Source organism: Streptomyces sp. CA-294286, from assembly GCF_050947155.1.
In the GTDB taxonomy this organism is placed as follows: domain Bacteria; phylum Actinomycetota; class Actinomycetes; order Streptomycetales; family Streptomycetaceae; genus Streptomyces.
Window position 1 is genome coordinate 281,848 of record NZ_CP192005.1, and the last position, 15,918, is coordinate 297,765.

General features: G+C 72.9%; 14 protein-coding genes. 8 read left to right on the forward strand and 6 right to left on the reverse strand.

Annotated elements, in window-relative coordinates; genetic code table 11:
• Positions 1-66 precede the first annotated feature (66 nt).
• Positions 67-1,221 (forward strand): M20 family metallopeptidase, encoded by a 1,155-nt coding sequence (locus ACQPZG_RS06505; protein ID WP_433544868.1) that lies wholly within the window; start codon positions 67-69, stop codon positions 1,219-1,221.
• Here the strand turns inward: ACQPZG_RS06505 and ACQPZG_RS06510 are convergent.
• Genes ACQPZG_RS06510 through ACQPZG_RS06520 form a run of 3 tightly spaced genes read right to left on the reverse strand, consistent with a single transcriptional unit; the run spans position 1,205 to position 4,292 of the window.
• Positions 1,205-2,020: an ABC transporter ATP-binding protein gene (locus ACQPZG_RS06510; protein WP_433544869.1), complete on the reverse strand. Its 816-nt coding sequence runs from the start codon at positions 2,018-2,020 to the stop codon at positions 1,205-1,207. The genes ACQPZG_RS06505 and ACQPZG_RS06510 overlap by 17 nt on opposite strands.
• A gap of 5 nt (positions 2,021-2,025) precedes the next feature.
• The gene (locus tag ACQPZG_RS06515; protein WP_433544870.1) at positions 2,026-3,183 is read right to left on the reverse strand and encodes a FecCD family ABC transporter permease; all 1,158 of its coding nucleotides are present in this window, start codon (positions 3,181-3,183) and stop codon (positions 2,026-2,028) included.
• The gene (locus ACQPZG_RS06520; protein ID WP_433544871.1) at positions 3,180-4,292 is read right to left on the reverse strand and encodes a FecCD family ABC transporter permease; all 1,113 of its coding nucleotides are present in this window, start codon (positions 4,290-4,292) and stop codon (positions 3,180-3,182) included. The genes ACQPZG_RS06515 and ACQPZG_RS06520 overlap by 4 nt, the downstream gene beginning before the upstream one ends.
• 167 nt (positions 4,293-4,459) lie before the next feature.
• Between ACQPZG_RS06520 and ACQPZG_RS06525 the strand changes: the two genes are divergently transcribed.
• The 6 genes from ACQPZG_RS06525 to ACQPZG_RS06550 all read left to right on the forward strand — a co-directional run bounded on the left by ACQPZG_RS06525 (position 4,460) and on the right by ACQPZG_RS06550 (position 12,361).
• A complete protein-coding gene (locus ACQPZG_RS06525; protein WP_433544872.1) occupies positions 4,460-5,452 on the forward strand; it encodes an ABC transporter substrate-binding protein in 993 nt (330 codons plus the stop codon).
• A 208-nt stretch (positions 5,453-5,660) separates the two neighbouring features.
• Positions 5,661-7,289: a (2,3-dihydroxybenzoyl)adenylate synthase gene (locus ACQPZG_RS06530; protein ID WP_433544873.1), complete on the forward strand. Its 1,629-nt coding sequence runs from the start codon at positions 5,661-5,663 to the stop codon at positions 7,287-7,289.
• Between the two features lie 54 nt (positions 7,290-7,343).
• The gene (locus ACQPZG_RS06535) at positions 7,344-7,976 is read left to right on the forward strand and encodes an isochorismatase family protein (RefSeq protein WP_433544874.1); all 633 of its coding nucleotides are present in this window, start codon (positions 7,344-7,346) and stop codon (positions 7,974-7,976) included.
• 4 nt (positions 7,977-7,980) lie between these two features.
• Positions 7,981-8,223 (forward strand): phosphopantetheine-binding protein, encoded by a 243-nt coding sequence (locus tag ACQPZG_RS06540; protein ID WP_433544875.1) that lies wholly within the window; start codon positions 7,981-7,983, stop codon positions 8,221-8,223.
• Entirely contained in the window at positions 8,220-12,170 is a 3,951-nt protein-coding gene (locus ACQPZG_RS06545) for an amino acid adenylation domain-containing protein (protein ID WP_433544876.1), read from the forward strand. Before ACQPZG_RS06540 ends, ACQPZG_RS06545 begins: the two co-directional genes overlap by 4 nt.
• The gene (locus ACQPZG_RS06550; RefSeq protein WP_433544877.1) at positions 12,167-12,361 is read left to right on the forward strand and encodes an MbtH family NRPS accessory protein; all 195 of its coding nucleotides are present in this window, start codon (positions 12,167-12,169) and stop codon (positions 12,359-12,361) included. Before ACQPZG_RS06545 ends, ACQPZG_RS06550 begins: the two co-directional genes overlap by 4 nt.
• Before the next feature lie 52 nt (positions 12,362-12,413).
• Here ACQPZG_RS06550 and fes read toward each other — a convergent pair whose 3' ends face one another.
• The 3 genes from fes to ACQPZG_RS06565 all read right to left on the reverse strand — a co-directional run bounded on the left by fes (position 12,414) and on the right by ACQPZG_RS06565 (position 15,350).
• Entirely contained in the window at positions 12,414-13,667 is a 1,254-nt protein-coding gene (gene fes / locus ACQPZG_RS06555) for an enterochelin esterase (RefSeq protein WP_433544878.1), read from the reverse strand.
• A gap of 281 nt (positions 13,668-13,948) precedes the next feature.
• The gene (locus ACQPZG_RS06560) at positions 13,949-14,794 is read right to left on the reverse strand and encodes an SGNH/GDSL hydrolase family protein (RefSeq protein ID WP_433544879.1); all 846 of its coding nucleotides are present in this window, start codon (positions 14,792-14,794) and stop codon (positions 13,949-13,951) included.
• The gene (locus tag ACQPZG_RS06565) at positions 14,781-15,350 is read right to left on the reverse strand and encodes a PadR family transcriptional regulator (RefSeq protein WP_433544880.1); all 570 of its coding nucleotides are present in this window, start codon (positions 15,348-15,350) and stop codon (positions 14,781-14,783) included. Before ACQPZG_RS06565 ends, ACQPZG_RS06560 begins: the two co-directional genes overlap by 14 nt.
• 83 nt (positions 15,351-15,433) lie before the next feature.
• Between ACQPZG_RS06565 and ACQPZG_RS06570 the strand changes: the two genes are divergently transcribed.
• Positions 15,434-15,877, forward strand: a complete 444-nt coding sequence (locus ACQPZG_RS06570) for a nuclear transport factor 2 family protein (protein ID WP_433544881.1) — start codon at positions 15,434-15,436, stop codon at positions 15,875-15,877.
• Positions 15,878-15,918 lie beyond the last annotated feature (41 nt).

Sequence of the window (15,918 nt, forward strand, 5' to 3'; positions counted from 1 at the left end):
CCACCGCCCCAGGACGGCCGTAGGGTGGCTGGGACACCACGAAAGCCGAGGTCAGGAGGATGACACGTGTCGGAGGGCGACGGCGTCGAGAAGAGCGCGCCAGAGGTCAGGGCAGCGGTCCGGGCGAGGGTCGGGCAGGTGCGCGGGGAGATCCTCGCGCTCAGCCGCCGTATCCACGCGCACCCCGAGACCGCCTTCGAGGAGCACCGGGCGGCCAAGTGGTGCGCGGACGTGCTGCGCGGGCACGGCTTCGCGGTGACGGCACCGGCCTACGGCCTCGGCACCGCGTTCGCGGCGACGGTCGGCGACGGGCCCGTGACGGTTGCCCTGGCCTGCGAGTACGACTCGCTGCCCGGCATGGGGCACGCGTGCGGGCATCACCTCATCGCGGGCGCGGGCGTCGGCGCGGCGCTCGGGCTCGCCCCGTTCGCCGACGCACTCGGGCTCACCGTACGGGTGTTGGGGACTCCCGCCGAGGAGCGCGGGGCCGGCAAGCAGTTGCTGCTCGACGCGGGGGCCTTCGAGGGGGTGGACGCGGCGATGATGATCCACCCGGGTCCGTTCGAGCTGACCGACTTCCGGTCCTTCGCGATGGGTTCGCTGGAGGTGACGTACCGGGGGAAGTCGGCGCACGCGGCGATGAATCCGCAGGACGGACGGAACGCGGCCGACGCCCTCACCGTCGCCCAGGTCGCGCTCGGACTGCTGCGGCAGCACCTGCCCGGCGACTGGAAGGTGCACGGCATCACCACCGAGGCCGGGACCGCGCTCAACGCCGTCCCGGACCTGGCGCGGGCCGCGTACGCGCTGCGCACCCCCACCGTGGCGGAGCTGGGGGCGTTGCGCGCCCGGGTCGAGGACTGCTTCCGGGCGGGGGCACTGGCCACCGGCTGCGGGATCGACCTCGTACAGCCCTCGCCCGACTACCTCGACTTCCGTACCGATCCGGAGCTGGCCGCCCTGTGGGCGGCCAACGCACGGGAGCTGGGGCGGCCGGAGCCGCTGGTGCGCGGGCCGTTCGCGTCGACCGACATGGGCAACGTGTCGCACGTGGTGCCGTCGATCCACCCGATGCTGGACATCGGCAGCGGGACCAGCAGCCCGCACCAGCCGGAGTTCACGGCCGCCGGCGCCGCCCCGGCCGCCGAACGGGCGATGCTGGAGGGGGCGGTGGGGCTGGCGTGGACGGCGGCGGACTTCGCGGTCAGCCGACGGGCGTAGTCTCCACGGCCACGGGCGGGGCCGCGGCGGCGGCGACCGGCACGACGACGGGCGAGCCGTCGCCCGGGGCCCGCAGGATGTCGGCGTCGATGCCGTACAGCTCCTTGACCAGGGAGGCGGTGACCACGTCGCGGGCGGGCCCCCGGGCGACGACGCGGCCGGCGTTCATGGCGACGACGGTGTCGGCGTAGCGGGCGGCGCTGGCGAGGTCGTGCAGGACCATGACGACGGTACGGCCCGCCGCGGCCACCTCCCGTACCAGCGAGAGCACTTCGACGGCGTGCCCGAGGTCCAGTGCGCTGGTCGGCTCGTCGAGGAGCACGATGGGGGTCTCCTGGGCCAGGACCATCGCCAGCCAGCAGCGCTGCCGTTGGCCGCCGGAGAGCTGGTCGAGGCGGCGCTCGGCGAGCGCGGTGGTACCGGTGGCCTCCAGCGCCTCCCGTACCGCCTTCTCGTCCTCGCGCGACCACTGCCGGAACAGGCCCTGGTGCGGGTGGCGGCCGTAGCGTACGAGACCGGCGACCGTGACCGCCTCGGGGGCCTGGGGGGACTGGGCGAGCAGGGCGATGCGGTGGGCGGCCGCGCGCTGGGTGAGCTGCCAGACGTCCTTCTCGCCGGCCCGTACCGTACCGGACTCCGGCTTGTGGAGGCGGGCCACGGCGCGCAGCAGGGTGGACTTGCCGCAGCCGTTGGGACCGACGATCGCGACGACCTGTCCACTGGGGACGGTGAGGTCGACGCCGGTGACGACGGGGTGGCCGGGGTATCCGGCGGTGAGGGCCTCTACGGTCAGTTCCACGGGGGTCAGGCCTTTCCGGTCTTCTGCGATGCGGCGGGGGACGCCGGGGACGACTTCTTGCCGAACAGGACCCACAGCAGGAAGGGGCCGCCGAGCACGCTGGTGACGACCCCCACCGGGATCTCCACCGGCGCGATGACCCGGCCGAGGGCGTCCGCTCCCGCGACGAGGGCCGCGCCCACCAGCGCCGAGCCGACGACGGGGACCCGGGTGGGTCCGGTGAGCCGGGCGGCGAGTACGGGTGCGGCGAGCGCGACGAAGCCGATCGGGCCGCCGATGCCGACGGCGATGCCGGCCAGGGCGACGGCGAGGAGCAGGGCCGCGGCGCGCACCCGGCGGACGTTCACACCGAGCGTGGAGGCCATGTCGTCGTCGAAGCGCAGGAGTTGGAGACGGCTGCCCGCGACGAGCGCGAGCGGCACGAGGAGGAGCAGGAGGTACGTGAGGGGGGTGCCGACGCCCCAGTCGCGGCCGTTGAGGGAGCCGACCGTCCAGAGGAAGACGCCGCCCGCCGTGTTGTCGTTCTCGCGGGACATGACGAGGTCGGTGACCGCGCCGATGAACGTGGAGACGCCGATGCCGACGACGAGGATGCGGTAGCCGCCGCGTCCGGCGCCGCCCGCGCACAGGACGACGATCATGGCAGCGGCGGCGGCGCCGAGCGGGCCGAGCCACCAGTCGCCGATCATGCCGGTGGAGGAGCCGACGACGGAGGCGACGACGGCCATGGTGGCGCCGTCGTTGACGCCGATGACGTCGGGGGTGGCGAGCCGGTTGCCGGCCAGGGTCTGGGTGAGGCAGCCGGCCGTGCCGAGGGCCGCGCCGACCATCAGGCCGACGGCGATGCGTGGCAGGCGGAACTCCTGCACGAGCATCACCGTCGCCGGATCGCCGGTTCCGAGCAGGCCGGAGACGGTGTCGGAGAAGCCCATCCCGGTGGAGCTGGCGAACGCGGCCAGCGTCACGATCAGCCCGATGACCACCGCCATCCCGACGGCCATCAGGGCGCTGCGGTACGGGAAGAGCCAGGAGAGCGCGCCCAGACGCACCGGGGTGGAGTCGGGCGGGGTGAGGGACGGCCAGGACGCCCGCGGGGTGCGTGCGTCCGGGACGCCGCCCCCGGAGTCCCGTGTCTGCGCGTCGTGTGCGTGTCCCGTGCTCATGCGCTCGCTCCCGCCGTCGACATGCGCCGTGAGCGCGCGATCCAGATGAGCAGCGGGCCGCCGATGAACGCGAGCAGCACGCTCACGGGCGTCTCCCACGGCCGGATGACGACCCTGGCCAGCAGGTCCGCGACGATCATCACGACCGCCCCGAGGAGGCCCGAGAGCACCAACTGCCCGGCCATCCGCGGCCCGGTGACGGCCCGTGCGGCGTACGGGGCGAGCAGGCCGAGGAAGGCGATCGGACCGGCCAGGGCGACCGCCGAACCGGCGAGCAGCGTCACCGCCACCGCCACCGTCAGCCGGATCCGCCCGGGGTGGTGGCCCAGCGAACGCGCGCTGTCGTCACCGAGACCCAGCGCTGCCAGCGGCCTGACGCAGCAGAACGCGATCCCGAGGCCCACCGCGATCAGCGGCACCAGCGGGTACGTGTCCTTCGTCTCGATGCCGGCGAGGGAGCCGATGGTCCAGTAGCGGTAGGTGTCGAACGTCGACTGGGTGCCGAGCAGGACGTACGAGGTCGCCCCGTGGAAGGTGGCGCCGAGCGCGGATCCGGCGAGCACCAGCCGCAGCGGCGAACCCGCCGAGCGGCCCGAGGCGGCGAGCATCAGCACCACCGCGCTCGCGGCCATGCCGCCGACGAGGGCCCAGACCAGCACGCCGTAGGCCGAGTTCACCCCGAAGTAGGTGAGTCCGATCACCACGCCCAGCGCCGCACCGGAGTTGACGCCGAGAAGTCCGGTCTCGGCGAGCGGGTTGCGGGTGACGGCCTGGAGGAGGCATCCGGACGCGCCGAGCGCGATGCCGACGAGCAGCCCGGCGAGGGTACGCGGCATGCGCACGTCCAGGACGGCCAGCCGGATCTGTTCGTCGGCGCGGGCGGCCGGATCACCCGTCAGGAACCCCCACGCCCTGGCCATCGGATTCGAGCCCGATCCGATCAGCAGCGACAGCACGCAGAGCGCCAGCAGCACGACGACCAGGGCGGCAGCCGCCCAGAGGGTGGGGCGGTGAAGCCTGGTGCGGAGCGTCGTGCGGGGCTTCGCCGAACCCGGTACCGGGGGTTCGGATCCGGACTCCGGGACCCGCCCCTCTTGTGCAACCAACATGAAGTTAGCCTAACCTAACCACGTTGTGGAACCCCTGGTCGGGGCTCCCGAACTGCCTGCTGCCACGGGGCCGGTTCGGCATGCCCCGACACGGAAAGAGCCACCCCGTATGTCCGGATACAACCTGTTCCGGCATCACTTCGCCTCACCAGCATGGAGATCACGGAATGTCCTCGAACCTCACCCCGCGCACCCGGCTGACCGCGGTTGCGGCCATCACCCTGGCCTCCGCGCTCACCCTCTCCGCCTGCGGTTCGGACGACTCCGGCTCCGGCAAGGGCTCGGGGTCCGGTACGCAGGCCAAGAACGCGGACCAGGTCTCCGTCACCGACGCGACCGGTGCCGAGATCAAGGTCCCGGCCGCGCCGAAGAGCGTCGTCGTCCTCAGCGAGATGGACCTGGACTCCGCGCTCGCGCTCGGCGTCAAGCCGGTCGGCCTGACCGCGGGCCGAGGCCAGAAGGGCGCGCCCGGCTACCTCGCGGACCAGGCGAAGGGCATACCGGTCGTCGGCGCCGTGACCGGCCCGGACATCGAGAAGGTCATCCAGGCCAAGCCGGACCTCATCCTGGCCGGACAGCTCGCCGACAAGCAGGTGCTCGCACAGCTCCAAAAGGTCGCGCCGACCGTCGTCACCATCGACAAGAAGAAGGACTGGAAGAAGTCCTTCGAACTGTCCGGCAAGGTCCTCGGCAAGTCCAACGAGGCCACCGAGTTCCTCAAGGGGTACGACGCCAAGCTCGCCGAGGTGAAGACGGCCCTCGGCAAGAACGCCGGCGCGAGCGTGTCGGTGGCGCGCTACTCCGCCAAGGGCACCGCGGTCATGCAGCAGGGCGTGTTCATCTCCGACGTGGTCAAGGAACTCGGCTTCGAGCGCCCCGGCATCCAGAACGAGAAGGGCCAGGGCCACTCGACGCCGCTCAGCGACGAGGACATCAAGCAGATCGACGCCGACTGGCTGTTCATCGGCACCCTGTCCTCGCAGGGCAAGGACGCCAAGCCGTTCGCGGAGCTGAAGCAGAAGCCCGCGTACCGGCAGCTCGACGCGGTCGAGAAGGGCCACGTCACCGAGATCGACGGCTCGAAGTGGACCAGCCTCGGCGGCGCCCAGGCCGCGATGTCCGTCCTGGACGACATCAAGAAGGCCATGGCCGCCAAGTAGTCCCGCCTCCGCTGTGCCCGCCCGCCGGACCCGCGGGCAGTCGTTCCGCAGGACGACCGCGGGCGGGCGCAGCGCCCCCCGCACCGGGCGGGCCCCCACCGGCCACCGGACGGCCCGCGCTCCCGCACCTGCCCGACCCGCGTCGCCCGCGCTGACGTACCCGCAGCGACGCACACCGCTCCGCCCCCGCCCCCTGCCGAGGACCCCCGTGCTGCCTGATACTCCGGCCACCCCGGACGCCCCCACCTGGCCCGCCGACCACGCCGCCCGTTACCGCGCCGCCGGCTACTGGCGGGGTGAGACCTTCGGCGAGATGCTCCGCACCCGGGCCGAGGCCCACCCGGACCGCGTCGCCGTCACCGACGGCGAGCGCAACTGGACGTACGCCGAACTCCACGACCGCTCCGCCCGGTTGGCCGCGGGCTTCGCCGCGCGGGGCATCGCGAAGGGCGACCGGGTCGTCGTCCAGCTCCCCAACGTCGCCGAGTTCTTCGAAGTGATCTTCGCCCTCTTCCGTCTGGGCGCCCTCCCGGTCTTCGCTCTCCCCGCGCACCGCGAGACCGAGATCCGCTACTTCTGCGAGTTCACCGAGGCCGTCGCCTACGTGATCCCGGACCGGTCCGGCGGCTTCGACCACCGTGAGCTGGCCGCCGCGGTCCGCGCCGACGTCCCCACCCTGCGCGAGGTGTTCGTCGTGGGCGAGCCCGGAGAGCACACCGCCCTCACCGACGTACCGCTGGACGCGACGGAGGTGGCCGGACCCGCACCCTCCGACCTCGCCTTCCTCCAGCTCTCCGGCGGCAGCACCGGCGTCCCCAAACTGATCCCGCGCACGCACGACGACTACCTCTACTCCCTCTGGGGCTCCAACGAGCTCTGCCACGTCACCGCGGACTCCGTCTACCTCGTCACGCTTCCCGCCGCCCACAACTTCCCGCTCTCCTCGCCCGGTTCACTGGGGACCCTCTACGCGGGCGGTCGCGTCGTGATGTGCCCGCAGCCGGACCCGGCCACCGCGTTCCCCCTCATCGAGCGCGAGCGGGTCACGATCACCGGCGTGGTCCCGCCGCTCGCCCTCGTCTGGACCGAGTCGGCGGCCGGCACCGCGCACGACCTCTCCAGTCTGGAAGTCCTGCTCGTCGGCGGCGCGAAGTTCAGCGAGTCGGCCGCCCGGCGCGTCGGCCCCGCACTCGGCTGCACGCTCCAGCAGGTCTTCGGCATGGCCGAGGGACTCGTCAACTACACCCGGCTGAACGACGACCCGGAGACCGTCGTCACCACTCAGGGCCTGCCCATCTCCCCGGACGACGAGATACGCATCGTCGACGACGCCGACGTGGAGGTGTCCGAGGGCGAGAGCGGACACCTGCTGACCCGCGGCCCGTACACCATCCGCGGGTACTGGCGGGCACCGGAGCACAACGCCCGCGCGTTCACCGCCGACGGCTTCTACCGCACCGGCGACATCGTGCGGCGCACGCCCACCGGCCACCTGATCGTCGAGGGCCGGGCCAAGGACCAGATCAACCGGGGCGGCGAGAAGATCGCACCGGAGGAGATCGAGAACATCATCCTCGGCCACCCCTCGGTGCACGACGTCTCGCTCGTGGCCGTCCCCGACGAGTTCCTCGGCGAGCGCACGCTGGCGTACGTGATCCTGCGCGCCGGCGCCGAGCCGCTGAAGCCCGTGGCGGTCAAGAAGTTCGTCCGGGAGAAGGGGCTCGCGGCGTTCAAGGTCCCCGACCGGGTCGAGTTCGTGACCGCGTTCCCGCAGACCGGCATCGGCAAGATCAGCAAGAAGGACCAGCGGAACATCGCCACCGCGCCGCAGGGCTGAGCCCCGCCTCCTGAACGCACCGCACCGCCCCGCACTACCGAAAGGCCCCCACCCATGGCCCTCCCCGCCGTCGCCCCGTATCCCATGCCCGCTCCGGACGAGCTGCCCGAGAACCGGGTCGCGTGGACCGTCGACCCGCAGCGGGCGGTGCTGCTCGTCCACGACCTCCAGAACCACTTCCTGACGGCGTACACCGCCGGAACCTCTCCGGCCACCGAACTGCTGGCGAACGTGGGCCGGTTGGCGAAGGCCGCGCGCGCGGCGGGGATCCCGGTCCTGTACTCGGCGCAGCCCGGCGGCCAGTCCCCCGCGGAACGCGGCCTCCAGCAGGACTTCTGGGGACCCGGTCTGCCGGACGACGAGCACGCCAAGGCCATCGCCTCCCCGGTCGCCCCGGAGCCCGGCGACACCGTGATCACCAAGTGGAAGTACAGCGCGTACGTCCGCACCGACCTGGAGCAGCGGATGCGCGAGGCGGGCCGCGACCAGATCGTGGTCGTCGGCGTCTACGCGCACATCGGGGTCCTGATGACGGCGTGCGACGCGTGGATGCGGGACGTGCAGGCGTTCGTCGTCGCGGACGCGGTCGCCGACTTCTCCCGCGCGGACCACGACATGGCACTCACGTACGCGGCCGGACGGTGCGCGGTCGTCACCACCACCGACGCCGTCCTGAAGGGGATCTGACGACATGGCAGCCCACCCGACCCTCACCGTCGAGCAGATACGCGCCGACGTCGCCGACGTCCTGGGCGAGGACCCGCAGGACATACCCGTCGACGAGAACCTGGTCGACTACGGCCTGGACTCGATGCGGATCATGACGCTCGTGGAGCGGTGGCGCCGCGAGCACGGGACCACCGCGTCCTTCGTCGACCTGGCGGAGAAGCCCGCCGTCGAGGCCTGGGCCGCCCTCCTGGGGGCGGTCTCATGACGGACACCCGCACAGCGGACACCGGCACGGTCCACCGCCTCCCGGCCGCAGGGCTGCCGCTGACCGCCGCCCAGTCCGGGATGTGGTTCGCCCAGGCCCTGGACCCGCAGAGCCCGGCACAGAACACCGCGGAGTGCCTGGAGATCCACGGAGCCGTGGATCCCGAGGTCTTCGCGCGGACCCTCCGTCAGGTCACCGCGGAGGCCGACGCCCTGCGCGTGCGTGTGACCGAAGGCGTCGACGGCCCGCGCCAGTTCGAGATCGACGGCCTCGAACCGCCGCTGCACATCGCCGACCTCCGTGCCTGTCCCGACCCCGACGCGGACGCGTACGCCTGGATGCGCGCCGACCTCGCCGCCCCGGCCGACCTGGCCGGCGGCCCGCTCTTCGCACACGCCCTGCTGCGGGTCGCCGACGACCGCTGGCTCTGGTACCAGCGCGTGCACCACCTCGTGATGGACGGCTTCGGCTACTCCCTGCTCGCCCGCCGCGCCGCCGAGGTCTACACCGCGCTCGCGGCCGGCGAGTCGCCTTCCGACAGCCCGTTCGCCCGACTGGCGGACCTGGTCGAGGAGGACGCCGGCTACCAGGTCTCGGAGACGTACGACAAGGACCGCCGGTTCTGGGACGGCGCGTTCGCCGACCGCCCCGAGGCGCCGAACCTGGCCGGGCGCACCGCGCTGCCCTCCCGCACCTTCCACCGCCGCACCGCCCACCTCTCGCCGCTCGCCACCGACCAGCTGCGCGAGCTGGCCTCGTCGATCAAGGCGACCTGGCCGGAGGTGCTGATCGCCGCGCAGGCGCTGTACCTTTCCCGGGCCACCCACAGTCCGGAAGTCGTGCTCGGCCTGCCGATGATGGGCCGCATGGGCTCGGTCGCCCTGCGCGTCCCCGGCATGGTGATGAACGTGCTGCCGCTGCGCCTCACCGTCTCACCCTCGGCCACCTTCGCCGAGCTGACCCGACAGGTGGTGCTCGGCATCCGCGCCGCCCGCCGCCACCAGCGCTACCGGTACGAGGACATCCGCCGCGACCTCGGGCTCCTCGGCGAGGGACGCTCCCTGGTCGGCCCGCTCGTCAACATCATGCCGTTCGACTACGAGCTGACGTTCGCGGGCGCCCGCACCGAGGCCCACAACCTCTCCGCGGGCCCCGTCGACGACCTCACCGTCAACGTCTACGACCGCACCGACGGCAGCGGGCTGCGCATCGACTACGACGGCAACCCCGCCCTGTACGGGCCCGACGAGCTCGCCGTCCACCAGTCCCGCTTCCTGGAACTGCTGGAGCGCGTCGCCCACACCGCCCCGCACGCCCCGCTCGCCGTGCACACCATCGCCCGCGAGAGCGAACTCGTGCGGGTGCTCGACGAGTTCAACGCCACCGGGCGCCCGGTTCCGGCGACCACCCTGATCGGTCCGATCGAGGAGCAGGCGGCCCGCACCCCGGACGCCACCGCCCTCGTCTTCGGCGGCGAGCGGCTCACCTACGCACAGCTCAACGCCCGTGCCAACCGACTCGCCCACCGGCTCGCGGAGTCGGGCGTGAGGCCGGGCACGCTCGCCGCGGTCGCCGTGCCCCGCTCGCTGGACCTGGTGGTCGCACTCCTGGCCGTGCTCAAGGCGGGCGGCGCGTACCTCCCCCTCGATCCGGACTACCCGGCGGACCGGCTCGCGTACATGCTGGCCGACGCCGAACCGGCCTGTGTCGTCACGGACCGTCCGGGCCGCGTCCCGGCCTCGGGCGTACCGGTGATCGCCCTGGACCGGCTCGACACCTCCGCCCACCCCACGGCGAACCCCTCCTCCGCGCCGGGCCCGCAGGACCCGGCGTACGTCATCTACACCTCGGGATCCACGGGCCGGCCCAAGGGTGTCGTCGTCCCGCACGCGGCGATCGACAACCGTCTCCGCTGGATGCAGCACGAGTACCCGATCGGGCCCGGCGACAGGGTGCTCCAGAAGACCCCCTCCGGCTTCGACGTGTCGGTGTGGGAGTTCTTCTGGGCGCTGCGGGCGGGTGCCACGCTCGTCGTCGCCGAGCCCGGCGGCCACAAGGACCCGGCGTACCTCGCCCGGACCGTCCGCGAACAGGCCGTGACCGTCTGCCACTTCGTGCCGTCCATGCTCCAGGTGTTCCTGGGCGAGCCCGCCGCCGCGGCCTGCACCGGGCTGCGGCACGTCTTCTGCAGCGGCGAGGCGCTCCCCCGCGAGACGGTCCGCGAGTTCGGCCGCGTCCTGGGGGACGGCGTCCCGCTGCACAACCTGTACGGGCCGACCGAGGCCGCCGTCGACGTGACGTACCACCCGTGCGTCTCCGGCGGATCGGGCCCCGTGCCGATCGGGCGGCCCGTCTGGAACACCCGGCTGTACGTGCTGGACGCGGCCCTTCAGCCGTGCCCGCCCGGCGTTCCCGGCGAACTCTTTCTGGCAGGCGTGCAGTTGGCGGACGGCTATCTCGGCCGCCCCGCCCTCACCGCGTCGCGCTTCGTCGCCGACCCGTACGGCGCTCCCGGCACCCGGATGTACCGCACGGGCGACCTGGCCCGCTGGACGGCCGACGGCGAGGTCGAGTACCTGGGGCGCACGGACCACCAGGTGAAGCTGCGCGGCCAGCGCATCGAACTCGGCGAGATAGAAGCGGAGTTGGCCAAGGACCCGGCGGTCGGCGCGTCGGGCGTCCTGGTCCGCGAGGACCGGCCGGGCGACCAGCGCCTGGTCGGGTACGTCACCCCGGCGGGCGCGACGGCCCCCGAGCCGGAGGCCCTGCGCGCCCGACTGGCCCGCTGCCTGCCGGAGCACATGGTGCCCGGCGCGATCGTCGTGCTCGACGACTTTCCGCTCAGCCCCAACGGCAAGCTGGACCGACGGGCCCTGCCCGCCCCGGCGCTGACCGGAACCGCCGACGGCGGCCGGACGCCCGCCAACCACCGCGAGGAGACCCTCGGCCGGCTCTTCGCGGAGATCCTCGGCCTGGACCGGGTCGGTGTGGACGACGCGTTCTTCGACCTGGGCGGCACCTCGCTCCTCGCGGCCCGCCTGGTGGCCCGCGTCCGTGCCGCGCTGGGCGCGGAACTCACCGTCGGCACCCTCTTCCAGGCGCAGACCCCGGCCTCCCTCGCCGCCCAGCTCGACGCGGGCGATACCGCGTCGGACCACGCCCTGGACCTGCTGCTGCCCCTGCGCGCCACCGGCGACCGCCCACCGCTGTTCGCGTTCCACCCGGCGGGCGGCATCAGCTGGTGCTACTCGGGGCTGCTGTCGCGGCTCGACCCGGGCCAGCCGGTGTACGGCCTGCAGGCCCGCGGCCTGTCCGGCGACCCGGACGTGTCCCTCCCCAGCACCATGGAGGAGATGGCCGCCGAGTACATCGACGCCCTGCGCACCGTCCGGCCGCACGGCCCCTACCGGCTGCTCGGCTGGTCGGTGGGCGGAGTCCTGGCGCACACCGTCGCGGTGAAGCTCCAGGAGGCGGGTGAGGAGGTCGAGTTGCTGGCGCTGCTCGACGCGTACCCGTCCGACCAGTGGCGGGACTCGGCGATCCCCGCCGAGACGGACGCGCTCACGGCCCTGCTGCGGATGGCCGGTTACGACCGCACGGACGAACTCACCCGCGAGGACGTGCTGGCCACCCTGCACCGCGAGGGCAGCGCACTGGCCGGGCTGCCGGACCGCACGCTGTCCGCGGTGGTCGACATCGTCGTGAACAACGCGCGTCTCATGCGGGCGCACGAGCACCGGCGCTTCGAGGGCGACGTGCTGTTCTTCACCGCGGCGGCCCCCCGCGCCGAGGACTGGCTGACGTCACGGGCATGGGCCCCGTACATCGGCGGCCGGCTCGTCAACCGTGATCTGGACTGCCTGCACCCGGAGTTGACACAACCCGCCCGTCTCGACGAGGTCTGTGCCGTACTCGCCGCACGACTCAAGGAGTTGGACCACGCATGACGACACGGTCGCCCTTCGATCCGCCCGCGACGGGTGCGGACGCGGAGCCCACCCATCTGGTCCTGCGCAGTACGCACGGCGCGTACTCGCTGTGGCCGGTGTTCCGTCACGTCCCCGAGGGCTGGGAGACGGTGCACGGCCCGGCCGCGTACGGGCAGTGCCTGGCGCACCTGCAGGAGTCGCCCGCGTGACACCGTGGGGCGGGGCTGCCCGAGCGGCGGCCCCGCCCCTCGCCCCGCCCCGTCATTTCAGCAACTCGACCAGTCCGTCGGCCAGTTCGGTGCGCCAGCAGAGGTAGTCGTGTCCGCCGTTGTACTCCCGGTACGCGGCGTCGTCGTACCCCTTGGCTTCCAGGGTGTCGCGCAGCCGGCGTGAGGCGGGCAGCCCCACCCACTCCTGTGCGCCGACGGAGAGCCAGAACCGTACGGGCAGCCGCTCGGCGGCGGCGATCCGCCCGGTCAGCCATTCCGAGCGTGCCGGGTCGGGCCCGTCCGGCCACCAGAACGACCCCGACTGTGCCAGCACCTTCCCGAACCGCTCCGGCGCACGCACCGCGGCGTACGCGGCGGTCAGTCCGCCCAGGCTCTGCCCGGCCACCACGGTCCGGGCCGGATCGCCCGTCACGTGCCACCGCTCCCCCGCCCACGGCAGCAGTTCGCGCTCCAGGAAGCCCACGAAGCGTTCGTTGCAGGCGAGTTCGTCCCAGCGTCGCTCCGCGCTCAGCGACTCGGGGAGCAGGGCGACGAGCGGCGGGATGCGGCCGTCCGCGATCAGGTTGTCCAGCAGTGCCGCGACGTCGAGCCCCGGCTGCCACATCTCGCCGTCCATCAGCACCAGCACCGGCAGATCGGACCCACCGCCGGGCGGCTCGTAGACGTGCACCGGCCGCTCGTTGCCGAGCAGCTCACTGGGCACGAGGTGCGTACTGACGGTGCCGCGCGGCACTCCCGCCCGTCGCTGCCAGCCGTCCCCGGCCGGGGCGAGGGGCAGCTCCACGTACGAGACCGGCTCGCCACCCCAACGCCGCGCGAGCGTCCGCGAGTTGAGCGGGTCGCCCTGCTGCCTGCCGCGCAGCCACGCCCAGTACCCGTCCCCCTCGGGCTCGGGCCCGCCCCCCTCGTCGACGCAGAACCCGTACGTGGCCCGCCAGTCCGCCCTCATCCGCACCGACCAGTGCCAGACGTCCGTGCCGGGCACGTGCTCCATCAGGTTGCGGGGCAGGTCCCGCGGGTCGACGACCTTGTTCGGCATGACCAGGACGGCGCGGGTCGCTTCGCTGCCCCGCCACAGGAAGGTGACCACCCGGTACGTCTCGTCGCCCGCCGGGTCGGGCTCGATCACCGGCCCGCCGCCCGCCCGCCGCACCGCCCCCCAGAAGTCGCCCTCCGCCAGGGCCCGCACCACCCAGGCGCTCTCCGCCCGCTCCACGGGCTGCGGGCGTGCGAGGCGCGGGGGCCGACGGGTCGTCCCGACGGGCGGCGGGGCGGTCAGGGGCATGCGGGTCCTCCAGGTGGCTTCAGCGAATAAGGGCAACCTTACCTACCGGGACACGGCGGACGCGGCCCGCACCTGCGTCGCGTCACGCCCCGCACTGCCCGGCCGTGCCCCGCCCGGTGGGACTGGCTCCGGCCCGGCAGCCCCTTGCGCCTCCGACCCCGCGGCTTTCCGACCCCGCGGCGGGCGGATGCACCGACGCCGTCGCACGATCGGGACAGCCGGGAATTCTGCGCCGAGTCTCCCCGGTTCCGTCACCCCGCCCTCCGAAGAGGCAATCGCCCTCACTCCCTCTGCGCGGCCGTGTGCAGCCCGGTGCCTTCCGGGCAACCGGGCCCCGTACCCAACGGAAGGAGCCGCGGGCGTTTCGCGGCACGGCCGTCGCCGGAGGACCGGCCGTGGAACCGGCGGACGAGCCAGGGTCCGAGGAAGCCGGCCGCCCAGCGCAGTTCCGCGGCGGCGGCCTGCCGTCGGCCCGGAAGCTCCTGCGACGGCAGTGGCCGGGACCAGTTGTCGTCGATTCCCGGCAGCCTGAGTGCGTAGGCAGCGGCTGCGGCGATCCGCTCGTGACCGAGCGGGCTGGCGTGCAGGCGGTCCGCACTCCACAGCCGCGGGTCGGTGGCGACGGCGTGCGCGGCCGTGTCGGCGAGCGTGACGCCGTGCCGGGCGGCAGCGACGCGGATACGGGCGTTCAAGTCGAACACCCGGTGCCTGACCGGGCGGGCGATCGGCGCGACCCTTCCGATGTCGGGAAACGTCAGCGTCACCACGTGAGCCCCGGCGGCGGTGAGGGCCGCGAACATCTCCTCCAGCTCTCGCACCGTCCGGCCCGCGTCGAAGCGCGGCCTGAGCAGGTCGTTGACGCCTGCGACGACGGAGGCCAGATCGGGGCGGAGGTCCAGCGCGGGCCCCAACTGCTCGGCGCGCACCTGGCCCGCGACGCGTCCTCGTACGGCGAGATTCGCGTACTGGAGCGAGGGGTTGACGGCCGCGAGGTGCTCGGCGAGCCGGTCGGCCCACCCCCTCAGACCGCCGGTGTCGTCACCGTCCCCGAGCCCTTCGGTCTGGCTGTCGCCGAGTGCGACGTAGCGCACGAACCCGTCGGGCCGCGGCTCCTCAGCGGTGTTCACTCGTGCCCTGCCTCTCCCTCAGTACGGCCGAGATCCGCAGGCACCAGTCCCGGTTGCCCTGTTCGAAGGCGAGACCGCGCAAGCACGTCAGGTACGGTCCGATCCGCTCGCCGCCGCGCAGGAACTCCGCCTCATCCACCTCGCCACGCATCGTGCGCAGCAGCTTGCCGAAGAGCTCCATCCGGGCCTCGGCCGCACGCACCCGCTCCGCCAGCTGTTCGAGTACCGGGCCGATCCCGACGTGATCGACGGCCTGCACCTTGACGAGGAGGTCGTCGCGTACGAACGAGGGCTTCGACGCGACGGCCGCGAACTCTTCGAGCTCGGCGAGCCCGGCGTCGGTGACCTGGAACAGCCGCTTGTTCGGCCGGGTCTCCTGCACCACCTGCCGCCCCGCCACCAGCCCGTCCTTCTCCAGCCTGGCCAGCTCGGCGTACAGCTGCTGCGGCTGCGCGTACCAGAAGTTCGCGACGCCGACGTCGAACGCCTTGGCGAGCTGGTAGCCGCTGTACTCACCGTCCAGCAGGGCCGCCAGCACGGCATGTCGCAAAGCCATCGTGACCCCTTCCCTTTTCGTGCTTCACCCCGCACCATACTCAATAATCTGACTAATCACATCCTTGAGTAAGAGGAGGAGTCATGGAGACCGCCGAACGCTTCCGCACCGCCGTGGAGAAGGGGGATCTCAGCGCACTGGAGGGCCTCTTCACCGAGGACGTCCGGCTCTACAGCCCAGTGAAGTTCACTCCGTTCGAGGGCCGTACGAGCGTGCTGGGCCTCTTTGGCGTCCTGCTCCGCACCTTCGAGGACTTCCGCTACGTCGGACACTTCGAGGGCGCGGCCGAGACCAGCACGGACGGCGGCGAAGCCCCCGCCACGACCCTCGTCTTCCGGGCCACCGTGCAGGGCAAGGAGGTCCACGGCATCGACCTCCTGCACTTCGACACGGCGGGCCGCATCAAGGAGTTCACGGTGATGGTCCGCCCGCAGTCCGCCGTCCACGCCCTGGGCGAAGCGGTCCTCACCGGCCTGGTCGCGGACGGCCTGGTACCAGGAGGCGGGCAGCTGGCCCCTGGCCGCTAGGGGAACGTGCTGGTGTCCGAGGCGGGAGTCCTGGCACCCGG

Bases quoted from the DNA above. Each gene is read 5' to 3' on its own strand.
- ACQPZG_RS06515 (WP_433544870.1), bottom strand. From the start codon at position 3,183: ATGAGCACGGGACACGCACACGACGCGCAGACACGGGACTCCGGGGGC.
- ACQPZG_RS06520 (WP_433544871.1), bottom strand. From the start codon at position 4,292: ATGTTGGTTGCACAAGAGGGGCGGGTCCCGGAGTCCGGATCCGAACCC.
- ACQPZG_RS06525 (WP_433544872.1), top strand. From the start codon at position 4,460: ATGTCCTCGAACCTCACCCCGCGCACCCGGCTGACCGCGGTTGCGGCC.
- ACQPZG_RS06535 (WP_433544874.1), top strand. From the start codon at position 7,344: ATGGCCCTCCCCGCCGTCGCCCCGTATCCCATGCCCGCTCCGGACGAG.
- ACQPZG_RS06540 (WP_433544875.1), top strand. From the start codon at position 7,981: ATGGCAGCCCACCCGACCCTCACCGTCGAGCAGATACGCGCCGACGTC.
- ACQPZG_RS06545 (WP_433544876.1), top strand. From the start codon at position 8,220: ATGACGGACACCCGCACAGCGGACACCGGCACGGTCCACCGCCTCCCG.
- ACQPZG_RS06550 (WP_433544877.1), top strand. From the start codon at position 12,167: ATGACGACACGGTCGCCCTTCGATCCGCCCGCGACGGGTGCGGACGCG.
- fes (WP_433544878.1), bottom strand. From the start codon at position 13,667: ATGCCCCTGACCGCCCCGCCGCCCGTCGGGACGACCCGTCGGCCCCCG.
- ACQPZG_RS06565 (WP_433544880.1), bottom strand. From the start codon at position 15,350: ATGGCTTTGCGACATGCCGTGCTGGCGGCCCTGCTGGACGGTGAGTAC.
- ACQPZG_RS06570 (WP_433544881.1), top strand. From the start codon at position 15,434: ATGGAGACCGCCGAACGCTTCCGCACCGCCGTGGAGAAGGGGGATCTC.